Below are 24,220 nucleotides of genomic sequence, written 5' to 3'. Positions count from 1 at the left end.
TCATCAGCGACGCCTGGCCCGGGCGGCGTCGATCAGGCCATCGAGCCACGCTTGATGGCCATTGAGCATCGGGTTCGGCCGGGTTCGGGCCAGTTCGGCGGCCGGGCGGCCCTTTTGGGTTTCCTGGGTGAGGATACGCAGCCGTCCACCTGGCAAGTCTTCCAGTAACCAGGCGTGATGCACGTCGAGGCGAGAGGTTTCGTCGCCTTCGACCCAGCCGTGCCAGGCCAGGCGGGCCGGCTGCCCCTCGACGGGCGCGACGTGCTCGTTGACCTGGCCTTCCACCGGGAAGCCGAAGGTGGTGAAGCGAAAGCGCGCGCCGCTGGACAGCTCAGGGCCGCTACCATCGTGGAAGTGGATGTTCGATGCGTTGGCATAATAAGTCGGCCAGGCGCGGGTGTCGTTCAGCAGCGGCCAGACTTCAGCCACGCTGAGATCGGCGACGATGACCTCGTTGGAGACGAAGTTTTCAGTAGTGCCTGGTAGATAGTCGGCGGGCCAGTGGATGGTATGCATGGATTCCTCGGAAACGGTTGTGCGTTGACGGAGGAAAGGGTGCGCGCCGAGAATCCATAAGACCAATCACATTCCTTTAGATCAGCGATAAGCATGCGTGATATCAGAACGCTGGACCTCAATCTGCTCAAGGCCCTGGATGCGTTGCTCGATGAATGCAGCGTGACCCGCGCGGCCAGCCGGCTTGCACTCACTCAACCCGCCGTGAGCGGCATGCTGGTGCGCCTGCGCGAGAGCTTCGACGACCCGCTGTTCATCCGTGCCCCGCGTGGCCTGGTGCCGACGCCTCGTGCGCTGGCGCTGGCGTCACCGGTCAAGCGGGTTCTGGAGGATATCGAGGGCCTGTTGCAGCCGGAGCGCTTCGAACCGGCCACGGCGCGCCTGGGCATGGCCATCGCGGCCACCGACTATGCCCAGCAGACGATCCTGGTGCCATTCCTGGCCCGGTTGCGCCTGCTGGCGCCAGGTATTCGTATCGCGGTCAAGCCGGTGCAGGACGATCAGGTACAGCGCCAGTTGGAGGCGGGAGAACTCGATCTGGCCCTGCTCACGCCGGAAACCACTCACGAAGGCCTGCATGCGCGGCGCCTGTTCGATGAGCGTTATGTCTGCACGATGCGCAAGGATCATCCGCTGGCCACGACCATGACCCTGGAGCGTTTCTGCGCCGCGGAGCATGCCATCGTGTCCTATTCGGGCGAGGCTTTTCGCGGTGTCACCGATGCTGCCCTGGCGACGCTTGGGCGTGTACGGCAGGTGTGCCTGTCGGTGACCAGCTTCCTGGTACTGGTGGAAATCCTGCGCACCAGCGACCTGATCGCCGTGGTGCCCCAACGCCTGGTTGCCCAGGTACCGGACATGGCGATGGTGGAGCCGCCTTTGCCGATTACCGGTTTCACCAAGGTGGCCGCCTGGCATGAGAGGACTCATCATCAGGCGGCGCAGCGCTGGGTGCGGGCGCAGCTGTTCGGCGACGGGCCCGATCACGCAGGCTGATCGGGCCAGCGCGTTTCAACGCAGGCTGTAGGACACGCCGGCATACACGCCGAAACCCTCGCCCGGCGTGGAGCGGGCCACGTCGGCGCCATTGTCGTTGTAGCCCGGCGAGACCGTGGCGGCATAACGCTTGTCGGTCAGGTTGCGCAGGTCGAGCCAGGTCTGCCAGTCCTGTTTCGGCGAGGCGTAGCCGAGGGTGGCGCCGAAGATTGCATAGGCGTCGGCGTAGTAGGAGTTGGCGTAGTCGACGGCCATTTTCGAGGCGTACTGGGTGTTCAGGCCGGCGTAGAAACCGCTCGGGTGGTCGTAGCGCAGCTCGGCCTGGTAGTAGTGACGCGGCAGGCCGGGCAGGCGGTTGTCGCCGTAGGTGTCGTCGTCGCGGTAGTGGAAGTCGCTGAAGGTGTAGGCCTGGCGCAACGACAGGGCACCGGCTGCGCCGCCGTCCCAGAGCGGGCTGCTCAGGCCGGCTTCGATGCCCTGGTGGACGGTGGGGCTGGCGTTGGTTTCGCGCGGTACGGATGGCGCGATTTCAGCGCTGAGCAGTTCATGGCGAACCAGTGAGTAGTAGTAGGCCAGATCCCATTGACCGAACGCCGAGTCGCCACGGCCACCCACCTCGAAGGTGGTGGCGGTCTGGTTGTCGAGCGATACCGGTGCGCGATAACGACCGGTCGCCGGGCCGCTGCCTGCCGGGAAGTAGTCATTCGAGCCCCAGATCATCGACCACGGATGCGGCGCTTCCACCGAGCGACTGAGGTTGCCGTAGAGTTGCACCTCGGGATTGAGCTGGTAGCGCAGGCCAAGGCGCGGCGCGTAGTCCCAGGTGTGCTCGCTGAGTTTGTAGTCGTTGACCGGCCAGGTCACTTCGACTTCGCGGCGCGTGTAGATCAGCGCCAGGCCGCTGGTCAGCCAGAGGTCGGGGCTCAGTTCCAGCTCGCTACCGATATGCAGCACGTTGTCCGAGCCCAGGTGCTCGTAGTCCCGCATCAGGGTGCCGGCCGGATAGGTAGTGCCATCCACGGTCAGTGGCAGGGTGGCGTTTTCCTTGGACGTGCTGCTCGGCAGGTTGGTGGTGCTGCGCAAGCCGACGGTGGTGGTGCTGTCGAGGCCGAACAGCGTATGGCGGCGGGTGTAGTCGAGGGTGCCGCTGACGTCGCTGTAATCCACGCGGATACGGTAGGCGCTGTCGCGGTAGGCGTTTTCGACGAAGTCCATCGGGTAGTGATGATAGGCGAGGCCGACCACCAGCTTCGAGTCATCGTCGATCTGCCAGGTGGTCTTGTTCGCCAGCCAGGTACTGCCGGGTTGATCGCGCTGGGCATCGATACGCATGCTGGTGGCTGCCGCGGCACGCGGATCGTACTCGATCTGCGCCTTGGTCAGGCGGCCGGGGATATCATGCTCGGTCTCGCGGTAACGCAGGTAGAAACGCGTTTCCAGGCTGTCGTTGATGCGGTAGCCGACGTTGGCCGCGACGCCTTTGCCCTTGCCGGAGGCGTGGTCCTGATAGCCGTCGTAGTGACTGTCGGTGAGGTTGATGTAGTAGTCGAAATCACCGATGGCCTGGCCCGAGCTGACGCTGCGTTTCTGGTAACCGTGGCTGCCTGCTTCGTAGCGCAGTTGCAGCTTGGGCGCGTCATGGCCGGTGTGGGTGATGTAGTCGACCGCGCCGCCCAGGGCCAGCGCGCCCTTGTCGAAGCCGTTGGCGCCGCGCAGCACTTCCACACGGCTCAGCCACAGCGGTTCGAGCAATTCGTAAGGCGTACCGCCGGAGCCGGTCAGCGGCAGGCCGTCGAGCATGATGTGGTTGCCGGAGGCATGGGAACCCGTACCCCGGTTGATGCCGGAACCACGGATGGCGATCTTGATGCCTTCGTTGCCCGGCGACTGGGCGTACACGCCTGGTTGATAGGCCAGTACGTCGGCGTTGCCGGATACGCGGCCCTGTTCGACCTTGTCCAGGTCCACCAGGTTGGTGCCGCCGGGGACGCGCTTGAGGGTCTCCTTGGCCTGTTCCTTTTCGTCCAGTTGCTCGTCGCTGACCTGCACGGCTTTCAGTTGCACGGCACGGTCTTCGGCCAGCGCGTGCTGGGCGATCACACAGGCCAGCAGGCACAGGGCATGACGGGGGCGGAACGGCGAACGGGACGACATGGAAAACTCCGAAACGGAAGGCGGGCGCATGAGTGCTGTGATGAGGGCTGCGTGGGTTGGGTCACGTGGGGGAAAACGCTAAGAACCTGTTCACGATCTGCTGCGCGTCGGCCCTACTGCGTTAAAAACAAGCTCGGAATGCTCATTTACAGCGCGTAGACTCCGCTTCCTCGCTTGTTTTTGCCTTGTATGGCGCTAGCTCGCGAGATCGTGAACAGGTTCTAAAGGCCCGGGCTTGGAAGGCTGAACGAAAAGGCGGCGAGGAAAATCAGGCTCCCTGTGCCGATCTGAGCGTCTTGAGCAGCAGGTCGTACAGGCTGTGCACCGCCTTCGATCCACGCGACGCGCGGCTGCGATACACCGCCACCTGCATCGGCTCCAGCGGCCCAAGGCCGTGTTCGCCGCCAAGTATCTGCAAGTGCTCGGGCGCGCTGCACTGGGTCAGCACCGCCACCGCCAGGCCGCTCTCGACGGCGGCGATCTGCCCGGCCAGGCTGGAGCTGTGGTAGACGACCTTGTAGCGCCGCCCCTGCAAAGCCAGGGATTTGAGCGCTGCCTGGCAGGCCAGGCTGGCGTCTTCGTAGACCGCGATGGGCAGCGGGTCGCGACGCCACATTTCGATCTCCGGGGCACCGACCCAGACCATCGGCTCGTGGAACAACAAGGTGCCGCGCCGGGCGTGATCGCGCGACACCAAGGCAAGGTCCAGCTCGCCACGCGCGACCTTGGGGATCAGCGCGGTGGATTGCTCGCAGCTCAGCTCGATCTCGACGCCGCCATGCCGTGGCGCGAAGCGCTTGAGCACCGGGGTGAGGTACTTGCGTGCGTAGTCGTCCGGCACGCCGAGGCGGATCTGCCCGGTCAGCGCCTGGCCGTGGAACGCCGATTGCGCCTCTCCGTGCAGGTCGAGCATGCGCCGGGCGTAGCCGAGCAGGGTCTGGCCCTCCTGGGTCAGTTGCAATTGGCGCGAGCTGCGCAGCAGCACCTGGCAGCCCAGGGCCGACTCCAGTTTCTTCAATTGCATGCTCACCGCCGATTGCGAGCGGTGCACTTCGTTGGCCGCGCTGGACAGCGAACCGGCATCCACCACGGCGACGAAACACTTGAGCCAGTCGAGCTGCAGATCTTGTTGAGACATGGCGTCCATCCATTCGATAAGCGAATGCTTGCGTGGTGAATTATGCGCTTAACGTCGAATCGATGCAGCGCCAGACTCGCCGTCATGAATACACAACGCACTCACATCGGCGGCATCGTGCCCTTCGTCACGGGTAATCTGCTACTCGGCAGCATCGGCCTGTTCGTCCACGAGGCGGGTGTCGATCCGCTGACCACTACCTGGTTCCGCTGTGCCTTCGGCCTGCTCGGCCTGAGCCTGTGGTTGCTATGGCGTGGTCGGCTCAGCGATATCCGCCTGACCCGCGCCAACGCGCCACGCGCATTGCTGGCTGGCAGCCTGATGGTGATGAGCTGGGTGCTGTTCTTCAGCGCCATGCAGTACCTGGCGGCGGGCGTGGCGGTGGTGCTGTTCCATGTCCAGCCGTTGTGGCTGTTGCTGCTGGGCGCCTTCTGGTTGAAGGAGGCGGTGGCCGGGCGACGCGTGGTCTGCGTGCTGATCGCCATGTTCGGCCTGGTGCTGGCCACCGGCACGCTGGAGCGGCTGTTCGATGCGCAGCCGGCCCGCGCGGGCTACTGGTGGGGCGTGTTGCTGTGCATGCTCGGCGCGCTGTGTACGGCCTGGGTGACGATCCTGGCCAAAGGCTTGCGCGACATCGGCCCCGGCGTACTGGCCTGGTGGCAGTGCCTGATCGGTGGCCTGGTCCTGCTCGCCTGGCCGCTGATGCACGGTTGGCCGGAGTGGGGGGCGAGTTGGCTGTGGCTGTCCGGCCTCGGGCTGATCCACACCGGCGTGGCCTACACCCTGATGTACGCCGGCATCACTCGCCTGAGCACCGACCGCATCGCCGTGCTGCAATTCATCTACCCGGCTGTGGCCATCGTCGTCGACTGGCTGGCCTATGGCGAACGCCTGGGGCTGTTGCAGATGGCCGGGGTCGGCCTGATGGCCGCGTGCATCTGGGTGGCGGAGCGGCCTGCTCGTCGCTCGGCCGTCACCACCTCGGTATCTTGAGCAAATCCAGATAATGGCTGCCGCCAAGCTGGCTCATCTGCCGGCGAATCCAGCCGGCGCGCCCCGCCACATAGGTGCTCGGCCGGCTGGCGCTCCACTCGCGCGGGTTGGGCAGCACGGCGGCGAGCTGGCTGGCCTGCTGGCGCGACAGGTAGGGCGCGCCGACGCCGAAGTGGTGCTTGGCGGCCGCTTCCGCACCGAACACGCCGTCGCCCCATTCGACGCTGTTCAGGTACACCTCGAGGATACGTTCCTTCGACCACAGCAGTTCGATGAGCAGGGTGAACCAGGCTTCCAGGCCTTTGCGCAGCCAACTGCGGCCCGGCCAGAGAAACAGGTTCTTCGACACTTGCTGGCTGAGGGTGCTGGCGCCGCGCACGCTGCCGCCTTGCTCGTTATGGCTGAAGGCCTGCTGGATGGCCGCGACGTCGAAGCCCCAGTGCTCGGCGAACTTCTGGTCCTCGCCGGCGATCACGGCGATCTTCAGGTTGTCGGAGATTTCGCGGTACGGCCGCCAGGTGCGCTGCAGGTCGATGGGCTTGCCGTCGATCCAGGATTCGACCTTGCGTTCGACCATCAGCGCCGTGCCCGGCGGGTTGATCCAGCGCAGGGCGAGTACCAGCAGCGCCGAGCCGGCGATGAACCAGAGCAGCAGCTTGAACAGGCGGCGGAGGAGTTTGCGCAGCATGAATGGCTTGGCCCGAGTGGAGGAGCGCGCCATTATAGCGGCCGCGTTTCGTCTGTCTGGGGTTAATCATGTCTCGAATCTTTTTGTTGCTGGCTGCGTTCGCCGGTTTCACCGGTGTCGGCCTGGGGGCCTTTGCCGCCCATGGGCTGAAGAATCGCCTGAGCCCGGAGTACCTGGCGATCTTCCATACCGGCGTGCTGTACCAGTTGATCCATGCCCTGGCCCTGTTCGGCGTGGCGCTGCTGGCGGCCCAGGCCCCGGGGCGCCTGGTGAACGTCGCCGGCTGGTCGTTCGCCAGCGGTATCCTGTTGTTCTCCGGCAGCCTCTATGTGCTGACGCTGAGCGGCCTGGGCAAGCTCGGCATCATCACGCCGATTGGCGGCGCCGCGTTTCTCGTCGGTTGGGCCTGCCTGGGGCTGCTGGCCTGGCGTTCGGTTTGAGGCCAGATGATCGCGCCCACGCGTCACGTGGGAGCGATCCGATATCCGTGATGAACGGTGCCTTGGTCGCGAAGGGGCTTCGGGCTAGAATGCGGGCCCTTTTCAAGACCCGACGATTGCCCATGCGCATCCAGTTGAACGGCGAGCCTCGCGAATTGCCCGACGGCCAGACCGTCGCCGATCTCATCGACGTCATGCAATTGACCGGCCGCCGCGTGGCCGTCGAACTGAACCTCGACATCGTGCCGCGCAGCCAGCATGCCGAGACCGTCCTGCGCGAGGGCGACCAGCTGGAAATCGTCCACGCCATCGGCGGCGGCTAGCGCGGTCTGGTTCGTCCGCCCAGTCATCGTTCATTTTCGAGGAGCCGCCCATGAGCGCCATCATCGACAAGCCGTTCACCCTCGCCGGCAAGACCTACGCATCGCGTTTGCTGGTCGGCACCGGCAAGTACAAGGACCTGGAGGAAACCCGCCAGGCCATCGAAGCCTCGGGCGCCGAGATCGTCACCGTCGCCGTGCGTCGCACCAACATCGGCCAGAACCCAGGCGAGCCGAACCTGCTGGACGTGATCAGCCCCGAGAAGTACACCATCCTGCCGAACACCGCCGGCTGCTTCGACGCGGTCGAGGCGGTGCGCACCTGCCGCCTGGCCCGCGAACTGCTCGACGGCCACACGCTGGTCAAGCTGGAAGTGCTGGCCGACCAGAAGACCCTGTTCCCCAACGTCATCGAAACCCTCAAGGCCGCCGAAGTGCTGGTCAAGGACGGCTTCGACGTGATGGTCTACACCAGCGACGACCCGATCATCGCTCGCCAGCTGGCCGAGATGGGCTGCATCGCGGTGATGCCGCTGGCCGGCCTGATCGGCACCGGCCTTGGCATCTGCAACCCCTACAACCTGCGCATCATCCTCGAAGAGGCCAAGGTGCCGGTGCTGGTGGATGCCGGTGTCGGCACCGCGTCGGACGCCACCATCGCCATGGAGCTGGGCTGCGAGGCGGTGCTGATGAACAGCGCCATCGCCCACGCGCAGAACCCGGTGCTGATGGGCGAGGCGATGAAGCACGCGATCATCGCCGGGCGCATGGCCTACCTGGCCGGGCGCATGCCGAAGAAGCTGTATGCCAGCGCCTCGTCGCCGCTGGAAGGGCTGATTCGCTGAGCGCGGCCGTCATTCCCGCCTGCGCGGGAGTGACGGTAAAAATAGCTTTCCGGCCGCCCTTGGCCCTGCCCCAACGGCGCGGTTGGGGCGGCGCCGCGTCAACAGAACTCAACATAATGGAGTGCACCGCGCACTCTCCATGGATATCCGCAATGACCGAGCAAGAACCAGCCGACACCGGCGAACACATCGAGAGCGGTGACAACGCTCGCCCAATGCGCACCATCAAGAGCTTCGTCATGCGCACCGGGCGCACCACCGTCGGCCAGCAGCGTGGCCTCGATGTCGGCTGGCCGAAGTTCGGCCTGGAGCTGGCCGATGGCGCGCCCGACTTCGACCAGGTGTTCGGCCGCAGCGCGCCGCGTACCTTCGAGATCGGCTTCGGCATGGGCCATTCCACCCTGGAAATGGCCGCAGCGGCGCCGGAGCAAGACTTCATCGGCGTCGAGGTGCACACACCCGGTGTCGGGGCGTTGCTCAGCGGCGTGCTGGCCCAGGAACTGAGCAACATCCGCGTCTACAGCTGCGACGCCATCGAGGTGCTGCGCGACTGTATCGCCGACGCCAGCCTCGACCGCCTGCTGCTGTTCTTCCCCGATCCGTGGCACAAGTCGCGCCATCACAAGCGGCGCATCGTCCAGCCGGCGTTCGCCGAGCTGGTGCGCGGCAAGCTGAAGATCGGCGGCGTGCTGCACATGGCCACTGATTGGCAGCCATACGCGGAACATATGTTGGAAGTCATGAACGCCGCCCCCGGTTATCGTAACCAGGCAGCCGAGGGTGGCTGCGTGGAGCGCCCGGCCGAGCGCCCGGTGACCAAGTTCGAACGGCGCGGCGAGCGCCTCGGGCATGGCGTCTGGGACATCAAGTTCGAACGCGTCGATTGATCCGTTTTTCCCCCTGGCGGACCAGGGGGTAATGCCGGCATGGCCAGGATGGCCGCATGCTCACCGAATAGCGACCTGATAACAGCGGCGCCTGCCCAGGCGTCCGCAATAACGCAGTGGCACGCCTGCCCGTGCCGCAAGGAGCGCATTGTGTCGAGATTTGCCGCAACCCTGTTGTTCGCTGCCGCCACTTTTTCCGCCCAGGCCCAGGTCGATGCCGACCAGGCCCGGCGCCTGGGCGAGGACCTGACGCCTCTCGGCGCCATTCGCGCCGGCAATGCCGTTGGCACCATCCCGGCCTGGAACGGTGGCCTGGCCACGCCGCCTCCCGGCTACCAGGCGGGCATGCACCATCCCGATCCCTATGCCGCCGATGCCGAGCTGTACCGCGTCAGCCACGGCAATCTGGCGCAGTACAAGAACCTGCTCAGTCCTGGCCAGCAGAAGCTGCTGACCGAGCAGCCGGGCTATTTCCTGCGGGTCCTGCCGAGCCACCGCAGCGCCGCCGCGCCCCAACGCATCTACGACGCCACCCGCTACAACGCCAGTCATGCGTCGCTGATCGCCGGTGGCAACGGTGTGGAAGGCGCGGCGGCGGGTATTCCGTTTCCCTTTCCGCAGAGCGGCGTGGAGGTGATCTGGAATCACATCATGCGCTATCGCGGCGACCAGGCGCGGATGCTCACCAACCAGGCGGCGGTGCTCAAGGGCGGCGCCTACACCCTGCTCAAGCGTGACCTGGAGATCATGTTCGTCTACGGCCGCGCCGGGGTGATGCCGACCGACCTGGACAACACCCTGTTCTTCTACAAATACCAGGTCATCGCGCCGAGCAAGCTGGCCGGCTCGGCCCTGGTGGTGCAGGAAACCCTCGACCAGGTGCTGGCCCTGCGCAAGGCCTGGCGCTACAGCCGTGGCGAACGCCGGGTGCGCCGCCTGCCGACCCTGGCCTACGATGCGCTGCAGCCGGACACCAGCGGCATGGCCACCGCCGACGTGGTCGATACCTACAACGGCGCACCGGATCGCTACGAGTGGACGTTGATCGGCAAGCAGGAAATGCTCGTGCCGTACAACAGCTATGCCGTGCACCAGAAGGGCATCCCCTACGACGACATCGTCAAGCCGCAGAGCGTCAACCCGCAGCTGTTGCGCTACGAGCTGCACCGGGTCTGGGTGGTCGAGGCCGACCTGCGCAAGGGCTTCAGCCATCGCTACGCCAAGCGTCGCTTCTACATCGACGAGGACAGTTGGCAGATTCTCAGCGTCGACCTGTACGACAAGTCCGGCGAACTGGTCGGCCTGCAGGAAAGCCATCCGATCAGCTACTACGACGTGCCGATGTTCAGCAGCACCTTGGAAGCGATCTACGACTTCCCCGGCCAGCGCTACTTCGTCGATGGCCTGGACAACAACGAGCCGATGTACGACTTCAATGTCAGGCTGAGCAAGGGCGACTTCACGGCGGCGAGCTTGCGCCGGGAAGGGCTTTGAAGCCGGAAGCGAGCGCTTGACGAGCGATGTGGCGCGTCCATGCTCAAATCGCTTCCAGCTCAAAGCTCGCGCAACAGCGCCCGATAATCCGCCACCGCCTCGAATTCCTCGGTGTCCTTCAGCGGTCCCTGGCTGTCTGGCTGGCATACGCCGAGCAGGTGGGCGACACCGAACTGGCGGGCACTGCGCAGGATCGGCAGGTTGTCGTCGATGAACAGGCTGCGCGCCGGTTCGAAGTCCACGTCCTGCCTGAGGGCGAACCAGAACTGCTGGTCCTCCTTGGGAAAGCCGTAGTCGTGGCTGCTGATCAGGCGGTCGAAATAGGGCGCCAGTTCGACCCGTTCCATCTTCAGCGACAGCGAGTCGCGGTGGGCGTTGGTGATCATCACCACCTGCTTGCCGGCGGCCTTGATCGCGGCGAGGAAGGTGTCGGCGTCCGGGCGCAGGGCGATCAGGTGGGCGACTTCGCGCTTGAGGTCATGGATCGACAGCTTCAGCTCGCGGGTCCAGAAGTCCGTGCAATACCAGTTCAACTGGCCGGCCTGCCCGCGGAACAGCGGCAGGATCTCGGCATCGGCCGCCGCGCGGCTGATGCCGTGGGTCTCGGCGTAGCGCTGCGGCAGGTGATGCAGCCAGAAGTGGTTGTCGAAGTGCAGGTCGAGCAGGGTGCCGTCCATGTCCAGCAGGACGGTGTCGATCTCGCTCCAGGGCAGTGTTGGCATGATTGGGCAGGGCTCGCGGCTCAAGGTGACAAAATATGCCCGATGGCGGGGACAATCCAGCGAGCCAGGGTATGATACGCGCTCGTTTCCAGGAGTGAGCCCATGCGTGAGAAACCTGTCGTGCTGGCCCGCGAGATCGTGGCGAGCAGTCGCCTGTTCCGTGTCGAGCAAATGCAGCTGCGTTTCAGCAACGGGGTCGAGCGCACCTACGAACGCCTGGCCAGCCGTGGCCACGGCCATGGTGCGGTGATGGTGGTGGCGATGCTCGACGACGAGCACGCCGTGCTGGTCGAGGAGTACTGTGGCGGCACCGAGGATTATCAACTGTCGCTGCCCAAGGGCCTGATCGAGGCGAATGAGGACGCGCTGCTCGCCGCCAACCGCGAACTCAAGGAGGAGGCCGGCTTCGGCGCCCAGCGCCTGGAGTGGATCGCCGAGCTGAGCCTGTCGCCCGGCTACATGAGCCAGATGATCCAGGTGGTGCTGGCCCGCGACCTCCATGAGGAGCGCCTGGCCGGCGACGAGCCCGAGCCGATGCGCGTCGACAAGGTCAGCCTGCGTGAGCTGAGTGGCCTGGTACGGAACCCGCAGTTTTCCGAAGGCCGCGCTCTGGCCGCCCTGTACCTGGTGCGCGACCTGCTCACCCAGCGTGGCGAGTTCAAGCCGTGAGCCATTCCTATCTGCCGGCGGTCATCGACCTGGTCCAGCAGGCTGGCCAGGTGATCCTGCCGTATTGGCGTTCTGGCGTGGCGGTCAGCGAGAAGGCCGACGCCTCGCCGGTGACCGCCGCCGACCTGGCGGCCCACAAGGTACTGGCTGAAGGGCTGGTCGCGTTGGCCGGCGACATTCCGGTGCTCTCCGAAGAAGCGGCCGACATTCCGCTGGCCGAGCGGAGCACATGGCGGCGCTGGTGGGTGGTCGATCCACTGGATGGCACCAAGGAATTCATCGCCGGCAGCGACGAGTTCACCGTCAATGTCGCGCTGGTCGAGGCGGGCAGGGTGGTGTTCGGCGTGGTCGGCATCCCGGTCAGCGGCCGTTGCTATTACGGCGGTGCGGATTTCGGTGCCTGGCGCCGCGAGGTGGCTGGCGAGCCCGAGGCCATCTCCGTGCGCGCGCATGCCGCCGGGCAGCCCTTTACCGTGGTTGCCAGCAAACGCCATTCGAGTCCTGAGCAGGAGCGCCTGTTGCAAGGCCTGGGCGAACATCTTGGCCAGTTGCGCCTGGCCAATATCGGCAGCTCGCTGAAGTTCTGCCTGCTGGCTGAAGGCGAGGCCGACTGCTATCCACGCCTGGCGCCGACCTCGCAATGGGACACCGCCGCCGCCCAGGGCGTGCTCGAAGGCGCCGGTGGCGAAGTGCTCGACGTGCAGGGCCAGGGGCTGACCTACGAGGCTCGCGAGTCCTTCCTCAATCCATCGTTCCTGTGCCTGCCGCGCAACGCGAGCTGGCGCGAGGTGTTGCTGCGCGAAGCCGCGAAGTAACCGCTCGCGTAGGATGGGTTGAGTTCGTAGGGTGGGCCGAGAGGCGCAGTTCGTAGGGTGGACAACGCGAAGCTTGTCCACCAGAGCGAGCCATCGTGAACCTGAGAGCTCTCCATAGCGTCGGTGTAACGGTGGACAAGCTTCGCGTTGGCAACGCGCCCCGGTCCACCCTACAACTACTACGCGGTTCGCCCAATCCTACGCACGTCCCTTCAGACCATATCGCTGAAACGCGCGTCCTTCTTGAACACCAGCGGCTGGTTGAAGCCTGGCACCTGGATCTGCTCTTCACTGATCTGCAACTGCTGATCGTCGATCAGGTCGTTGCCGAAGTTGTAGAGGATGTCGAACTGGCCATGCAGCGCCTGTTCGTCATAGGCCTGGGCGTTGGCGCGAGTGGTTTCGCGGCGGGCCTGCCAGGCGGCGAAGGCGGCTTCGCCGTGGCGCTTGCGCAGCATGCGTTCGACCACCGAGGGGGCGAGGATCACGCCAGTGGCGTTGTTGCCGCCGAAGCCCTTGGAGTTGATGAAGCACACTTCCAGTCCGGCGATCTCGCGGTCCCGGGTGCTCAGGCTCAGGTGGCGCTGGTGCACGTCATCGGCGACCTTGTCGATGGTCTTGATGCCGGGCACCACGCCGTAGCGGAACGAACCCAGGGCGGCGATCACCTGGTCGGCGCTGGCGCTGGCCAGGGAGTGGCCGACGAAGGCCTTGACCGCGGTGATCGGCCAGTTCTCGATGCCGAACACAGCCGCGACGCGGTCGAGCAACTCGGACTCGGTGATGCGGTTGGCCGGGGTGCTGGAACCGTGGGCATGCACGAAGCTGTGCTGGCGCACGCCGTCGATGCCGACCAGTTGCGCGGCGGCGGCGGCGGCCTTGGCCAGGGTCAGGTAGTTGCCCGGGCCTGGCGCGGAGATGGATTTCTTGTAGCCGTCGGCGTTGATGAACACGTCGGTGGCGGCGCCATGGATATCGGCGCCGAGGGCCAGGGCCAGCTCGTCGTCCATCAGCACCACGAACTGCGCGGACTCGGACAGGGTGAAGCCGCAGTTGTCGCCGAACGGGCGGCTGGCGCGGCGGAAATCGACCTCGTCGCTGCCGCCGACCTTGCGCAGGCCTTCCTCGGTGGCCAGGGCGCCCATGGCCCCGTAGCCGTCGATGCATTCCTGGGTCAGCGGCGCCTCGGCATTGCCGACCAGCACCACGCGGGCCTGGCCGCTGACGATCAGGTCGATGCCTTTCTGCAGGTTGTAGAGGAAGGTAGCGCAGGCGCCGGTGACGCTGCCGGTGGTGCCGACGCTGCCGAGCACGTAGGCGTTGATGAAGTCGGCCGGCATGGTGTTGAGGCCCAGCGGGCACTGCTTGGCGGTGACGCGGCCGCCTTTGAGGCGCGACTGCATCATGCCGCCGAAGCCGTTCTCGTCGAGCTGGCTCATGATGCTGCCGGCGAACACCGCGACTTCGTCGGGCTGCACTTCTTCGAGGATGCGCGTCCACGGGATGCCGGTGGAGCGCAGCGCATCGGTGGCGGCGACCACGGACAATTGCAGGCCACGCGGATGGAAGCGCGAGTTGTACAGCTCGCCCGGCTCGAAGCCGCTGGGCAACTGGCCGGCGGACTTCACCGGCAGGGCGCGGTAGCTGTCGACCTTGATGTCGCAGCTGTCCTGCAGGGTGACCAGCACCTGGCCGTCTTCCAGTTCCTCAATGATCCAGTTGGCCGGCAATGGCTCGGGCAATTGTTTGCGCAGGGTGGTGAACTGGGCGTTGCTGATGCTGAGGTTCTTCTGCCAGTGGGCGGCGTCGACATCCAAGTGGCGCAGTTCGATACGGCGCACCAGGGTACCGTCGAGGATGGCGGTGGCGTGGCGGTTCTCGATCTCGGCCAGGCTCAGCGGGTTGCCGTCGGCATCGCAATGGCGACCATCGCGTACTTCGACCAGTTTCATCATCACCGCCAGGCCGGCGAGGGTCTCCTGGCGGGCCTGGCTGTTCAGCGATTCGAGGATGGTGCGGCGAAAGCCGTGGTGGAACGAACTCCTGCCCGCGGCGTTGTAGCCGCCGAAACCGACGATGACGGGTAGTCGTGACATCACGCGGAACTCCTTCAGTCGGCCATGTCGCGGCCAGGCGGCGGGGCTTCGTTGGCGACGAAAAGCCCCGGCGGCCAGACGGCATGTGCCGGGTGGCGACTCATCAGAATCGGGATAAGGCTGTTGACGCGGTGCATGACCGCCAAGTCACTTGCATTGTGTGGTTTTAGATAAGAGAGGAGAACCCCCTTGGACGCTGTTCACGATCTAAGATCGGCTCCTCAGGCAGCGTTGAGGCAGGAGCGGACATTCATGTGATGACCGTTCTTACGCGGTGTATTTCACCGTCATTCCCGCGAAGGCGGGAATCCAGAAGCGCTTTTTTGGGTTCCCGCCTTCGCGGGAATGACGAGGATATAAACCGATCATCGGACGAACGTCCGCTCCTGCCCCGAAGCAGCCATTCGAACGAGCTCGCGAGATCGTGAGCAGCTTTAGTCATTGTCATCGTTCTGGCTGCCGGCGAAATCCAGGCCGTGCTTGCGCAGTTTGTCGTGCAGGGTCTTGCGCGCGATGCCGAGGGCTTCGGCGAGGCTGCGCAGGGAGTTGTGCGACTTGGCCATCTCGGCGCTGATCAAGGCGCGTTCATAGGCTTCGACCTGTTCGCTCAGGCCCATGCCGGGGCTGGTCTCCACACTGTCCCCCACGGGGGCGTTGTCCAGGCCGGTGTCCAGGCCGAGGGCGAAGCGCTCGGCGGTGTTCTGCAGCTCGCGCACGTTGCCTGGCCAGGCGTAGCTGAGCAGTTGCGGGCGCAGCGCGGCGGGCAGCTCGCGTGGCGCCAGGCCGTGGCGCTGGGCGGCGGCATCGACATGGTGCTGGAACAGCAGGAGGATGTCGCCGTCACGCTCGCGCAAGGGCGGAATGCGCAAGGGGGCGACGTTGAGGCGATAGTACAGGTCGGCGCGGAAGCGGCCCTGGTCGGCGGCGACGCGCAGGTTTTCCTTGGTCGCCGCGATCACCCGGATGTCCAGCGGGATCAACTGGTTGCCGCCGAGGCGCTCGACCATGCGTTCCTGCAACAGGCGCAGCAGCTTGACCTGCACGTCCAGGCTCATGCTTTCGATTTCATCGAGGAACAGGGTGCCGCCGTTGGCGAATTCGAACTTGCCGATGCGGCGTTTCTGCGCGCCGGTGAAGGCGCCTGACTCGTGGCCGAACAGCTCGCTCTCGACCACCGACTCGGCCAGCGCGCCGGCGTTGATCGCCACGAATGGGCCGTTGCGCCGCGACGACAGGTCGTGCAGGGCACGGGCCACCACTTCCTTGCCGGCGCCGGTCTCGCCGAGGATCAGCACGTCGGTGTTGATCGCCGCGAGGGCGCCGACCTGCTCGCGCAGGCGCTGCATCGGTGCCGACTGGCCGATCAGCCGCGAGCCGAGTTGCTGGCGATCGGTCAGGGCCAGGCGCAGGCTGCGGTTGTCCAGCACCAGGCGGCGCAGGTCGAGGGCGCGGCGCACGCTGTCGAGCAGGTCGTCGCTGGGGAAGGGCTTTTCCAGGAAGTCATAGGCGCCGGCGCGCATGGCCTGCACCGCCAGGGGCACGTCGCCGTGGCCGGTGATCAGCAGCACCGGCAGTTCACTGTCGCGCTCGTGCAGCAGGCGCAGCAGTTGCAGGCCGTCGAGCCCCTGCATGCGGATGTCGCTGACCACCACGCCAGGCCAGTCGGCCTCGATGCGTTCGGCCAGGCCTTCGGCGCTGGCCTGGGTTTCGACGCGAAAGCCGGCCAGGTCGAGGGTCTGGCTCAGCGCTTCGCGCAGGTGTGGATCGTCGTCGATCAACAGGACCTGGGTACGGCTGTCGATGGGCTTACTCATGCAGATAATCCTCGGCGGATTGCGGGCTTGAGCCTGGCGTGGCATTGCGCAGGTAGAGGGTGATCAAGGCGCCGCCTTGCGGGTGGTTGCCCAGCAGCAGTTCGCCGCCGAGGGCACGCATCAGTGTCTCGCAGATGGCCAGGCCGAGGCCGAGGCCCTGGGTGCGGGTCTTGGTGGTGAAGAACGGTTCGCGGGCGTGCTGCAAGGCTTCGGCGGAAAACCCCGGGCCATTGTCGCGCAGGTGCAGGCGCACGCCGTCGGTACTTTGCTCGGCGCTTATCCACAGCCGGCGTGGCGGGCCTTTTTCGGCGAGGGCGTCGAGGGCGTTGGCCAGCAGGTTGCCGAGTACCTGGCGCAGGCGGGTCTCGCCGGCCTGGACCCAGAACGGCGCCTCGGGCAGGTCGCGGATCAGTTCCACGTCCATTTCCCGGCGACGCTTGGCGACCAGGGCCAGGGCATCCTCCAGGGCCGGTTGCAGGGCCACGCTCTCCGGCGCATGGCGATCGCGCCGGGCGAAGGCGCGCAGGTGGGCGATGATCGAGGCCATGCGCCCGGTCAGGTCGCTGATCTGGCGCAGGTTGTTGCGTGCGTCGTCGGTGCGCTGGTGATCGAGCAGCACGCCGGCGTTGTCGGCGTAGCTGCGAATCGCCGCCAGCGGCTGGTTGAGTTCGTGGCTGATGCTCGCCGACATGGTGCCGAGGGCCGAGAGCTTGCCGGCCTGGACCAGTTCGTCCTGGGTGCGCACCAGTTTCTGCTGGGCCTGCTCGCGTTCGAGGACTTCGTCCTTGAGGCGGTTGTTGAGCGTTTCCAGGTCACGGGTGCGCTCGGCCACGCGCAGTTCCAGCTGATGCTTGGCGCGGGCATCGAGGATGATCCGCTCGATGTAGTGACGGCGACGTTGCAGCAGCAGGCCGAGCAGCAGGAGCAGGGCGAGCAGGCTGGCGCCACCGATGATCAGCACGGTCTGTACCTGGCGCTGCACCTGGCTGCGCGGCGCGAGGATGCTGACCGTCCAGCCGATCTCGTCGAGTTCGCGGCTTTGCACCAGCCAGCGCCGGGTGTCGAGTTGCAACAGGCGGGGCTCGGCGGTCGGGTAGGGCTGGTCGGCGGCGATTTCCTTGAGCTCGTCCTCGCTCAGCGGGCGCGTCGCGCGAAAACGCCAGGCCGGGTTCGAGGTAAGGATGACCACGCCGTTGCGGTCGGTGACCAGCAGTTGCTCCGGGGTCTGGCCCCACAGGGTTTCGGTGAAGTCGAGGTCGACCTTGAGCACCAGCACGCCGAGCTTGAGCGCGCCGTCGCGAATGCCGGCGGCGAAGTAATAGCCCCGTTTGCCCGAGGTCGTGCCGAGGCCGAAGAAGCGCCCGAGGTGGCCCTCGATGGCGTTCTGGTAGTAGGGACGGTAGGTGAAGTCGCGGCCGATGAAGCTGTCGGCCTGTCGATAATTGGACGAGGCGCGGGTGGTGCCGGTGGCGTCCATCATGTAGATCACGTCGGCGCCGGTCTGCTCGCGGATATGCAGGAGCTGGCTGTTGGCCGTGTCGGTGGCGACCGGGTCGAGCGGTGCCTGCAGCACGCCGCGCAGCTCCGGCAGGGCGCCGAGGATCGCCGGCAGCACTTCGAAGCGGCGCAGGGTGCCGAGCAGGTTGGCGACGTAGAGGTCGAGGGTCTGGCGGTTCTGCTTGACCAACTCATCGCGGTAATACCGCTCGGCCAGGTGCTGCAAGGGCCACAGCAGCGGCGCCAGGACCAGGGCCAGGAGCACCAGATGGCGCCAGCGCGGGCGACGGGGAGTGAGGGTCTGGGGCATGCGGCGCTCGATTCGGGACGAGGGGTAATTATGCACGAGCCTTTGCCACGCGATGGAGCGGCTGGTCGAAAGCGCCGGGGAACCTGAAACAACCATCATGCCGCTGCGCTGGGGCCGCGCTGAGTCGCTGGCGTGCCCCAGCCTATCGTTGGCTCACCAGGCACTCATCCAGCGCCGCCTGCCAGTCAGGCAGCGTTACCTGCCACGCCTGTTGCAAATGGCTGCAATCGAGGCGCGAGTTGGCGGGGCGCTGCGCCGGCGTCGGGTAGGCGCTGGCCGGGATCGGCAGCAACCGGGCACAGGGCTTGCCGGCGGCGCGCAGGCGTTCGCCGATGGCACTGGCGAAACCGAACCACGAGGTTTCGCCCAGGCCGCTCAAGTGATAGACGCCCCATGGCCCGGCATTGCCGTTCTGCCAATGCTCGACCAGGCGCAGGGTGGTCGCGGCGATGGTGCCGGCCCAGGTCGGCGCGCCGATCTGGTCGTCGACCACCTTCAACTCCTCGCGCTCCTGCAGCAGGCGCTGCATGGTCAGCAGGAAATTGCGCCCGTGGCTGGCATAGACCCAACTGGTGCGCAGGATCAGGTGCTCGCCGCCGACCGCGCGGATCGCCTGCTCGCCCGCCAGCTTGCTGCGGCCATAGACGTTGAGCGGCGCGGTTTCGTCCGTCTCGACGTAGGGGGCGGTCTTGCTGCCGTCGAACACATAGTCGGTGGAGTAATGGATCAGCGGCGCGCCGAGTCCAGCGGCTTCCTCAGCGAGTACGCCAGGCGCGCTGGCATTGATCGCGAAGGCGTTGTCGGCGTCCTGCTCGGCCTGGTCGACGGCGGTGTAGGCGGCGGCGTTGATGATCAGTTGCGGGCGCAGCTCGCGCACCTGGCGGCGGATGGCGGCGGCGTCGCCGAGGTCCAGTTGCTGCTGGCCGAGTACCACCAGCGGCTGGTCGCGAAGGCACAGTTGCAGTTCGCGGGCCACCTGGCCGTTGCGGCCGATCAGCAGGATGCTCATGGGAACAGCTCCGCGTCGGCCAGGCTCAGGCCGGCCTGGTCCTTGGTCGATAGCGTCGGCGCCTGTTCCAACTCCCAGTCGATGGCCAGGCTCGGGTCGTCCCAGCGAATGCAGCGCTCGTGCTCGGGCGCATAGTAGTCGGTGGTCTTGTAGAGGAACTCGGCGGATTCGCTGAGCACCACGAAACCGTGGGCGAAACCTTCCGGCACCCAGAACTGACGCTTGTTCTCGGCCGACAGGCGCACGCCGACCCAGTTGCCGAAGGTCGGCGAGGCACGGCGGATGTCCACGGCGATATCCAGCACTTCGCCGGCGACCACCCGCACCAGCTTGCCCTGGGCCTGTCGCACCTGGTAGTGCAGCCCGCGCAGCACGCCGCGCTGGGAGCGCGAGTGGTTGTCCTGGACGAAGGTCGCGGCGATGCCGGTGGCGTCGGCGAAGGCCCGCGCGTTGAAACTCTCGTAGAAGAAACCGCGCTCGTCGCCGAACACCTTGGGTTCGAGGATCAGCACGCCGGGGATGGCGGTCTCGGTCAGCTTCATGCCGATTCTCCCGCCAGTTGCGCCAGGTACTGGCCGTAGCCGGTCTTGCCGAAGGCCTTGGCCTGGGCCAGCAGGCGTTCGCGGTCGATCCAGCCCTGCTGGAAGGCGATCTCTTCCAGGCAGGCGACCTTCAGGCCCTGGCGATGTTCGATGGTCTGCACGTATTGCGAGGCTTCGAGCAGGCTGTCATGGGTGCCGGTGTCGAGCCAGGCGAAACCACGACCGAGCTTCTCCACCCGCAGCGCGCCGCGTTGCAGGTAGACGTTGTTGACGTCGGTGATCTCCAGTTCGCCGCGTGGCGAAGGCTTGATCGAGCGGGCGACCTCGATCACCGCGTTGTCGTAGAAGTACAGGCCGGTGACCGCGTAGGGCGATTTCGGCTGGGCTGGCTTCTCTTCGATGGAAACGGCTCGGCCATGCTCGTCGAACTCGACCACGCCGAAGCGCTGCGGGTCCTTGACCCAGTAGCCGAACACGGTGGCGCCGTGCGGGTGCGAGGCGGCGCGCTGCAACTGTTCGGTGAAGTGCTGGCCGTGGAAGATGTTGTCGCCGAGGATCAGGCACACCGGGTCGTTGCCAATGAACGCTTCGCCGATCAGGAAGGCCTGGGCCAGGCCGTCTGGCGAGGGCTGCTCGGCGTACTCGAAATGCACGCCGAACTGGCTGCCGTCACCGAGCATTTTCTGGAAGTGCGGCAGATCGTGGGGCGTGGAGATGATCAGGATCTCGCGGATGCCGGCGAGCATCAGCACCGAGATCGGGTAATACACCATCGGCTTGTCGTAGATCGGCAGCAACTGCTTGGAGATGCCCAGGGTGATGGGGTGCAGGCGTGTGCCGGAACCGCCGGCGAGAACGATGCCTTTCATGCGTGTTGCTCCTTGATCGCGCCGAGGCGTTCGCGCTGGTAGCTGCCGTCCTGCACGTGGCGGCACCAGTCGAGGTTGTCGAGGTACCAGCGTACGGTCTTGCGCAGGCCGCTGGCGAAGGTTTCCGCGGGCTTCCAACCGAGGTCGCGCTCGATCTTGCCGGCGTCGATGGCATAGCGGCGATCATGCCCGGGGCGGTCGCTGACGAAGGTGATCAGTTCGTCATAGCGGCCGAGGCCGCTGGGCGTGTTCGGTGCCAGTTCGTCGAGCAGGGCGCAGATGGCGCGCACCACGTCGATGTTCTTCTGCTCGTTGTGACCGCCGATATTGTAGGTCTCGCCGACCACGCCACGGGTCACCACTTCGAGCAGGGCGCGGGCGTGGTCCTCGACGAACAGCCAGTCGCGCACCTGGGAGCCGTCGCCATAGACCGGCAGCGGCTTGCCTTCGAGGGCGTTGAGGATCACCAGCGGGATCAGCTTCTCGGGGAAGTGATAGGGGCCGTAGTTGTTCGAGCAATTGCTGACCAGCACCGGCAGCCCATAGGTGCGGTGCCAGGCGCGGACCAGGTGGTCGGAGGCCGCCTTGCTCGCCGAATAGGGCGAGCTGGGGGCGTAGGGGGTGTCCTCGCGGAACAGGTCGTCCGCGCCATGCAGGTCGCCGTACACCTCGTCGGTGGAAATATGGTGGAAGCGGAACGCTTGGCGCTGCGGCTCGGGTCGCTTCGACCAGTAGGCGCGTACGCTTTCCAGCAGGGCGTAGGTGCCGACGATGTTGGTCTGGATGAAGTCGGCCGGGCCGTCGATGGAACGGTCGACGTGGGACTCGGCGGCCAGGTGCATCACCGCGTCGGGCTGGAATTCGGCGAGGGCCTTGCCGATCACGTCCTGGTCGGCGATATCGGCCTGGAGGAAACGGTAGCGCGGATCGTCGGCGACGCTGGCCAGTGATTCCAGGTTGCCGGCGTAGGTGAGCTTGTCGACGTTGAGCACGCTGTGTTCGGTATGGCCGATCAGGTGTCGAATCAGGGCCGAGCCGATGAAGCCGGCACCGCCGGTGATCAGGATGCGCATTGTCTGGTTTGCCTATGGGTCGTTGGCGCAGCCGCGCCGGGAACAAGAAGATCGCAAGGCCCGCGATTATGCCTCTGGCTTGGTGGCCAGGGCAAAGCGCGGCACTTCAGCGCTGACCGAGCGGCACGTCGAGGCGTTGCCAGGTGCAGGGATCAGGCATCTCGTACTCGACCAACGGGCTCAAGTTTCCCGCCTGGGTGCCGAAAACTTCTGCACAGTCACCTTCGGGAGGGTGCGCAGTGACTAGCATCAGCGCAAACCTGGCCATCACCGGCAACTATTCAACGCAGACTCAGACGCAAGACAGCGATGCGACGACGCAAAGCGATGCGACCACGACCGAGACGCAGGCCAGTGCCGGCAGCCAGCGCCAGGTCCTGGGCATGGGAGCGGGAGCGGGAGCCAGCAGTAGCGAATCGTCCGATTCGAGCGACGCGGTGGAGACGGCCAAGGAAATGATCAAGGAGCTCGAGGAGCAGCTCAAGCGCGCCCAGCAAGAGCTCGAGAAGGCCACCCGCGACGCCGCGAAGTCGGCGGACGACCAGGCGGCGCAGTCTCGGGTCCAGTCTGCCCAGGCCCAGGTTGCCAGCATCAACGCCGCGTTGACGCAAGCCTATAGCGCGTTGCTGGATGCCTTGACGGAAAGCGGCTCCTCCGCCTCCGGCCAGACCCTCAACGCCACGGCCTAGGGTCTGTTGCCGTTTCGTCGCGACCGCGCCGGAGCCAGTTTTTATACGAGGCGAGGCGCGAGATGCGAAGTTTAGTGGGCTAAATGAGCCATCGAGTAACGCTGCATCGTATAAAAACTGGCCCGGCCCTGCGGGTTGTGCGAGAAATAACCCCCGCTGTCGTTGCAGGACTTGGTAAGGGAATGACCATTACCTGCGTCCTGCGCCTAATCGGGGGTTATTTCTCGCGACAACGCGGCTTGCGCCGAAACGGCAACAGACCCTAGGGCTGTTTTCTTCCCTCGCTCCGGGGGCTTTCGCTGCGCACCTGGGCATGGCTGAGCAGGCCGAAGATCAGGCTGCCGCCGATGATGTTGCCCAGCAGCGTCGGGCCGGCGAAATGGACGAGGAACTGCGTCCAGCCGGCTTCGCCGGCGAACACCAGGTAGGACACTTCCACCGAGCCGACCACGATGTGGGTGAAGTCGCCGAGGGCCATCAGGTAGGTGATGAGCACGATGATGGCGATCCTGGCGTTCTCCATCGACGGGATCATCCACACCATGGTGGCGATCATCCAGCCGGAGATGATGCCCTTGGCCAGCATTTGCCCTCGGTCGTTCTCCATTACCTTGCGGCCGATCTCGAGAAAGGCCAGGTCGGTCTGGGTGTCGAAGATCGGCAGGTTCAGCATCACGTAGGCGACGAACAGGGTGCCGAGCAGGTTGCCCGCCAGCACCACGGCCCACAGCCGCAGCAGCCGCCCGAAATTGTCCAGGGTCGGTTTGCTCATCACCGGCAGCACGGCGGTCAGGGTGTTTTCGGTGAACAGTTGCTGGCGCGCGATGATCACCGCGAGAAAGCCCGCCGAGTAGCCCAGGCTGCTGATCACCTTGCTCGCTTCGATACCGGCCAGGCGCGAGCTGAGCAGCCCCATGGCCATCATCGACAGGCCCATGGTCAGGCCGGCGGCCAATGCCGACCACCAGAGTGCGGCAACGCTGCGCTCCAGCTCCTGGTCGCCTTGCTGGCGGATGATCTCGTGCAACACGGCCGCGCGTGGCGGCTGGCTATCGTCGACGTCGCGCTGTTCGTCGGCGGAGAGGTTGGGGGTCTTGCCGTTTTCTTCGCTGGCCATGGCGTTCTCTCGCAGTTGCAAGCGGGGCGGTGACCGGTAGAGAGCGCGACAGCCGGGGAGTTTCGTCTATTTGTGGGGCGTGCAGGCTGTGCTGATGGAGACATTGTATCGGATGCGACAAAATCTCATCGCTGCCGGCGATGGCGATGTGATAGCCTCGTTGTCGCTCTCGCGCCGGCACCCATTGGCGCTCTTGGGGAAAGGATTCCAATGTCTTCGAACGATCAGTTGCTCGCCGAATTGCTCACGCGTTCCGCCATGACGCAGACCCATCTCACCGCCGCGATCACGTCGTTCGCCTTCGAATTGATCCGCAGTTCCGACCCGACCGTCAGGACCTCGGGATCGCGCATGATCGTGCGCCTGGAAACGATCAACAAGGAGCTGGACCAGCAATGGGCGCTGATCACGGCCCTTGGCGGCGCAGTGCGTCCGGAACTGCTGGTCGGCGTCGAAGAGGTTCAGTTGCAGAGCGCTTGACCTGCGCCGTCGATCTTGGCCGACTAGCGCCTTTCTCTCTGCGGCGC

24 protein-coding genes are annotated in these 24,220 nt (G+C 65.7%); 11 read left to right on the top strand and 13 right to left on the bottom strand.

Annotated elements, in window-relative coordinates:
• Positions 1-3 precede the first annotated feature (3 nt).
• Positions 4-516: an SRPBCC domain-containing protein gene (locus ACSZPK_RS00450; protein ID WP_437879436.1), complete on the bottom strand. Its 513-nt coding sequence runs from the start codon at positions 514-516 to the stop codon at positions 4-6.
• Positions 517-609: 93 nt separating this feature from the next.
• Here ACSZPK_RS00450 and ACSZPK_RS00445 point away from each other — a divergent pair, with 93 nt between their 5' ends.
• Complete coding sequence (locus ACSZPK_RS00445; protein WP_437879435.1) at positions 610-1,512, top strand: LysR family transcriptional regulator; 903 nt, start codon at positions 610-612, stop codon at positions 1,510-1,512.
• Between the two features lie 15 nt (positions 1,513-1,527).
• Here ACSZPK_RS00445 and ACSZPK_RS00440 read toward each other — a convergent pair whose 3' ends face one another.
• Both ACSZPK_RS00440 and ACSZPK_RS00435 read right to left on the bottom strand, forming a co-directional pair.
• A complete protein-coding gene (locus ACSZPK_RS00440; protein WP_437879434.1) occupies positions 1,528-3,666 on the bottom strand; it encodes a TonB-dependent receptor family protein in 2,139 nt (712 codons plus the stop codon).
• A gap of 268 nt (positions 3,667-3,934) precedes the next feature.
• Positions 3,935-4,804, bottom strand: a complete 870-nt coding sequence (locus tag ACSZPK_RS00435; protein ID WP_437879433.1) for a LysR family transcriptional regulator — start codon at positions 4,802-4,804, stop codon at positions 3,935-3,937.
• 84 nt (positions 4,805-4,888) lie between these two features.
• Between ACSZPK_RS00435 and ACSZPK_RS00430 the strand changes: the two genes are divergently transcribed.
• Positions 4,889-5,797 carry a DMT family transporter gene (locus tag ACSZPK_RS00430; protein ID WP_437879432.1) on the top strand — a complete coding sequence of 303 codons (909 nt, stop codon included), beginning with the start codon at positions 4,889-4,891 and terminating at the stop codon, positions 5,795-5,797.
• Here the strand turns inward: ACSZPK_RS00430 and mtgA are convergent.
• Positions 5,778-6,518, bottom strand: a complete 741-nt coding sequence (gene mtgA, locus ACSZPK_RS00425; RefSeq protein ID WP_437879431.1) for a monofunctional biosynthetic peptidoglycan transglycosylase — start codon at positions 6,516-6,518, stop codon at positions 5,778-5,780. The genes ACSZPK_RS00430 and mtgA overlap by 20 nt on opposite strands.
• A 35-nt stretch (positions 6,519-6,553) precedes the next feature.
• On the opposite strand from mtgA, the gene ACSZPK_RS00420 reads away from it, so the two are divergent.
• The 5 genes from ACSZPK_RS00420 to ACSZPK_RS00400 all read left to right on the top strand — a co-directional run bounded on the left by ACSZPK_RS00420 (position 6,554) and on the right by ACSZPK_RS00400 (position 10,471).
• Entirely contained in the window at positions 6,554-6,925 is a 372-nt protein-coding gene (locus tag ACSZPK_RS00420) for a DUF423 domain-containing protein (protein WP_437879430.1), read from the top strand.
• 122 nt (positions 6,926-7,047) lie between these two features.
• Positions 7,048-7,248, top strand: coding sequence for a sulfur carrier protein ThiS (gene thiS, locus ACSZPK_RS00415; protein WP_437879429.1), 201 nt, complete (start codon positions 7,048-7,050; stop codon positions 7,246-7,248).
• A 50-nt stretch (positions 7,249-7,298) separates the two neighbouring features.
• Entirely contained in the window at positions 7,299-8,090 is a 792-nt protein-coding gene (locus ACSZPK_RS00410) for a thiazole synthase (protein WP_437879428.1), read from the top strand.
• 215 nt (positions 8,091-8,305) lie between these two features.
• The gene (trmB, locus tag ACSZPK_RS00405) at positions 8,306-8,977 is read left to right on the top strand and encodes a tRNA (guanosine(46)-N7)-methyltransferase TrmB (RefSeq protein ID WP_437880249.1); all 672 of its coding nucleotides are present in this window, start codon (positions 8,306-8,308) and stop codon (positions 8,975-8,977) included.
• A gap of 147 nt (positions 8,978-9,124) precedes the next feature.
• Positions 9,125-10,471, top strand: a complete 1,347-nt coding sequence (locus ACSZPK_RS00400; RefSeq protein WP_437880248.1) for a DUF1329 domain-containing protein — start codon at positions 9,125-9,127, stop codon at positions 10,469-10,471.
• A gap of 59 nt (positions 10,472-10,530) precedes the next feature.
• Here the strand turns inward: ACSZPK_RS00400 and yrfG are convergent, their stop codons facing one another.
• Entirely contained in the window at positions 10,531-11,193 is a 663-nt protein-coding gene (yrfG, locus tag ACSZPK_RS00395; RefSeq protein ID WP_437879427.1) for a GMP/IMP nucleotidase, read from the bottom strand.
• Between the two features lie 102 nt (positions 11,194-11,295).
• On the opposite strand from yrfG, the gene nudE reads away from it, so the two are divergent.
• Both nudE and cysQ read left to right on the top strand, forming a co-directional pair.
• On the top strand, positions 11,296-11,862 hold the full coding sequence (nudE, locus tag ACSZPK_RS00390) for an ADP compounds hydrolase NudE (protein WP_437879426.1): 567 nt from the start codon (positions 11,296-11,298) through the stop codon (positions 11,860-11,862).
• On the top strand, positions 11,859-12,677 hold the full coding sequence (gene cysQ, locus ACSZPK_RS00385; RefSeq protein WP_437879425.1) for a 3'(2'),5'-bisphosphate nucleotidase CysQ: 819 nt from the start codon (positions 11,859-11,861) through the stop codon (positions 12,675-12,677). Before nudE ends, cysQ begins: the two co-directional genes overlap by 4 nt.
• Positions 12,678-12,889: 212 nt before the next feature.
• On the opposite strand, the gene ACSZPK_RS00380 is transcribed toward cysQ, so the two are convergent.
• The 7 genes from ACSZPK_RS00380 to rfbB all read right to left on the bottom strand — a co-directional run bounded on the left by ACSZPK_RS00380 (position 12,890) and on the right by rfbB (position 21,887).
• The gene (locus ACSZPK_RS00380; RefSeq protein ID WP_437879424.1) at positions 12,890-14,773 is read right to left on the bottom strand and encodes a beta-ketoacyl synthase; all 1,884 of its coding nucleotides are present in this window, start codon (positions 14,771-14,773) and stop codon (positions 12,890-12,892) included.
• 434 nt (positions 14,774-15,207) lie between these two features.
• Positions 15,208-16,587: a sigma-54-dependent transcriptional regulator gene (locus ACSZPK_RS00375; protein ID WP_437879423.1), complete on the bottom strand. Its 1,380-nt coding sequence runs from the start codon at positions 16,585-16,587 to the stop codon at positions 15,208-15,210.
• Positions 16,580-18,394, bottom strand: coding sequence for a sensor histidine kinase (locus ACSZPK_RS00370; RefSeq protein ID WP_437879422.1), 1,815 nt, complete (start codon positions 18,392-18,394; stop codon positions 16,580-16,582). The genes ACSZPK_RS00375 and ACSZPK_RS00370 overlap by 8 nt, the downstream gene beginning before the upstream one ends.
• Positions 18,395-18,536: 142 nt before the next feature.
• A complete protein-coding gene (gene rfbD / locus ACSZPK_RS00365; RefSeq protein ID WP_437879421.1) occupies positions 18,537-19,403 on the bottom strand; it encodes a dTDP-4-dehydrorhamnose reductase in 867 nt (288 codons plus the stop codon).
• Complete coding sequence (gene rfbC, locus ACSZPK_RS00360) at positions 19,400-19,945, bottom strand: dTDP-4-dehydrorhamnose 3,5-epimerase (RefSeq protein ID WP_437879420.1); 546 nt, start codon at positions 19,943-19,945, stop codon at positions 19,400-19,402. The genes rfbD and rfbC overlap by 4 nt, the downstream gene beginning before the upstream one ends.
• Positions 19,942-20,814: a glucose-1-phosphate thymidylyltransferase RfbA gene (gene rfbA, locus ACSZPK_RS00355; protein WP_437879419.1), complete on the bottom strand. Its 873-nt coding sequence runs from the start codon at positions 20,812-20,814 to the stop codon at positions 19,942-19,944. The genes rfbC and rfbA overlap by 4 nt, the downstream gene beginning before the upstream one ends.
• A complete protein-coding gene (gene rfbB / locus ACSZPK_RS00350) occupies positions 20,811-21,887 on the bottom strand; it encodes a dTDP-glucose 4,6-dehydratase (RefSeq protein WP_437879418.1) in 1,077 nt (358 codons plus the stop codon). Before rfbB ends, rfbA begins: the two co-directional genes overlap by 4 nt.
• Before the next feature lie 239 nt (positions 21,888-22,126).
• Between rfbB and ACSZPK_RS00345 the strand changes: the two genes are divergently transcribed.
• Positions 22,127-22,576: a hypothetical protein gene (locus ACSZPK_RS00345; RefSeq protein ID WP_437879417.1), complete on the top strand. Its 450-nt coding sequence runs from the start codon at positions 22,127-22,129 to the stop codon at positions 22,574-22,576.
• A gap of 262 nt (positions 22,577-22,838) precedes the next feature.
• Here the strand turns inward: ACSZPK_RS00345 and ACSZPK_RS00340 are convergent, their stop codons facing one another.
• Positions 22,839-23,693 (bottom strand): formate/nitrite transporter family protein, encoded by an 855-nt coding sequence (locus ACSZPK_RS00340; RefSeq protein WP_437879416.1) that lies wholly within the window; start codon positions 23,691-23,693, stop codon positions 22,839-22,841.
• A 210-nt stretch (positions 23,694-23,903) separates the two neighbouring features.
• Here ACSZPK_RS00340 and ACSZPK_RS00335 point away from each other — a divergent pair, with 210 nt between their 5' ends.
• Positions 23,904-24,173: a hypothetical protein gene (locus ACSZPK_RS00335; protein WP_437879415.1), complete on the top strand. Its 270-nt coding sequence runs from the start codon at positions 23,904-23,906 to the stop codon at positions 24,171-24,173.
• The last annotated feature ends 47 nt before the right edge of the window (positions 24,174-24,220 follow it).

The sequence above is a fragment of the Pseudomonas sp. LRF_L74 genome, assembly GCF_965644255.1.
Lineage (GTDB): Bacteria > Pseudomonadota > Gammaproteobacteria > Pseudomonadales > Pseudomonadaceae > Aquipseudomonas.
Note: the sequence above shows the minus strand (reverse complement) of the source record. Positions and strands in the feature narration are given on the sequence as shown.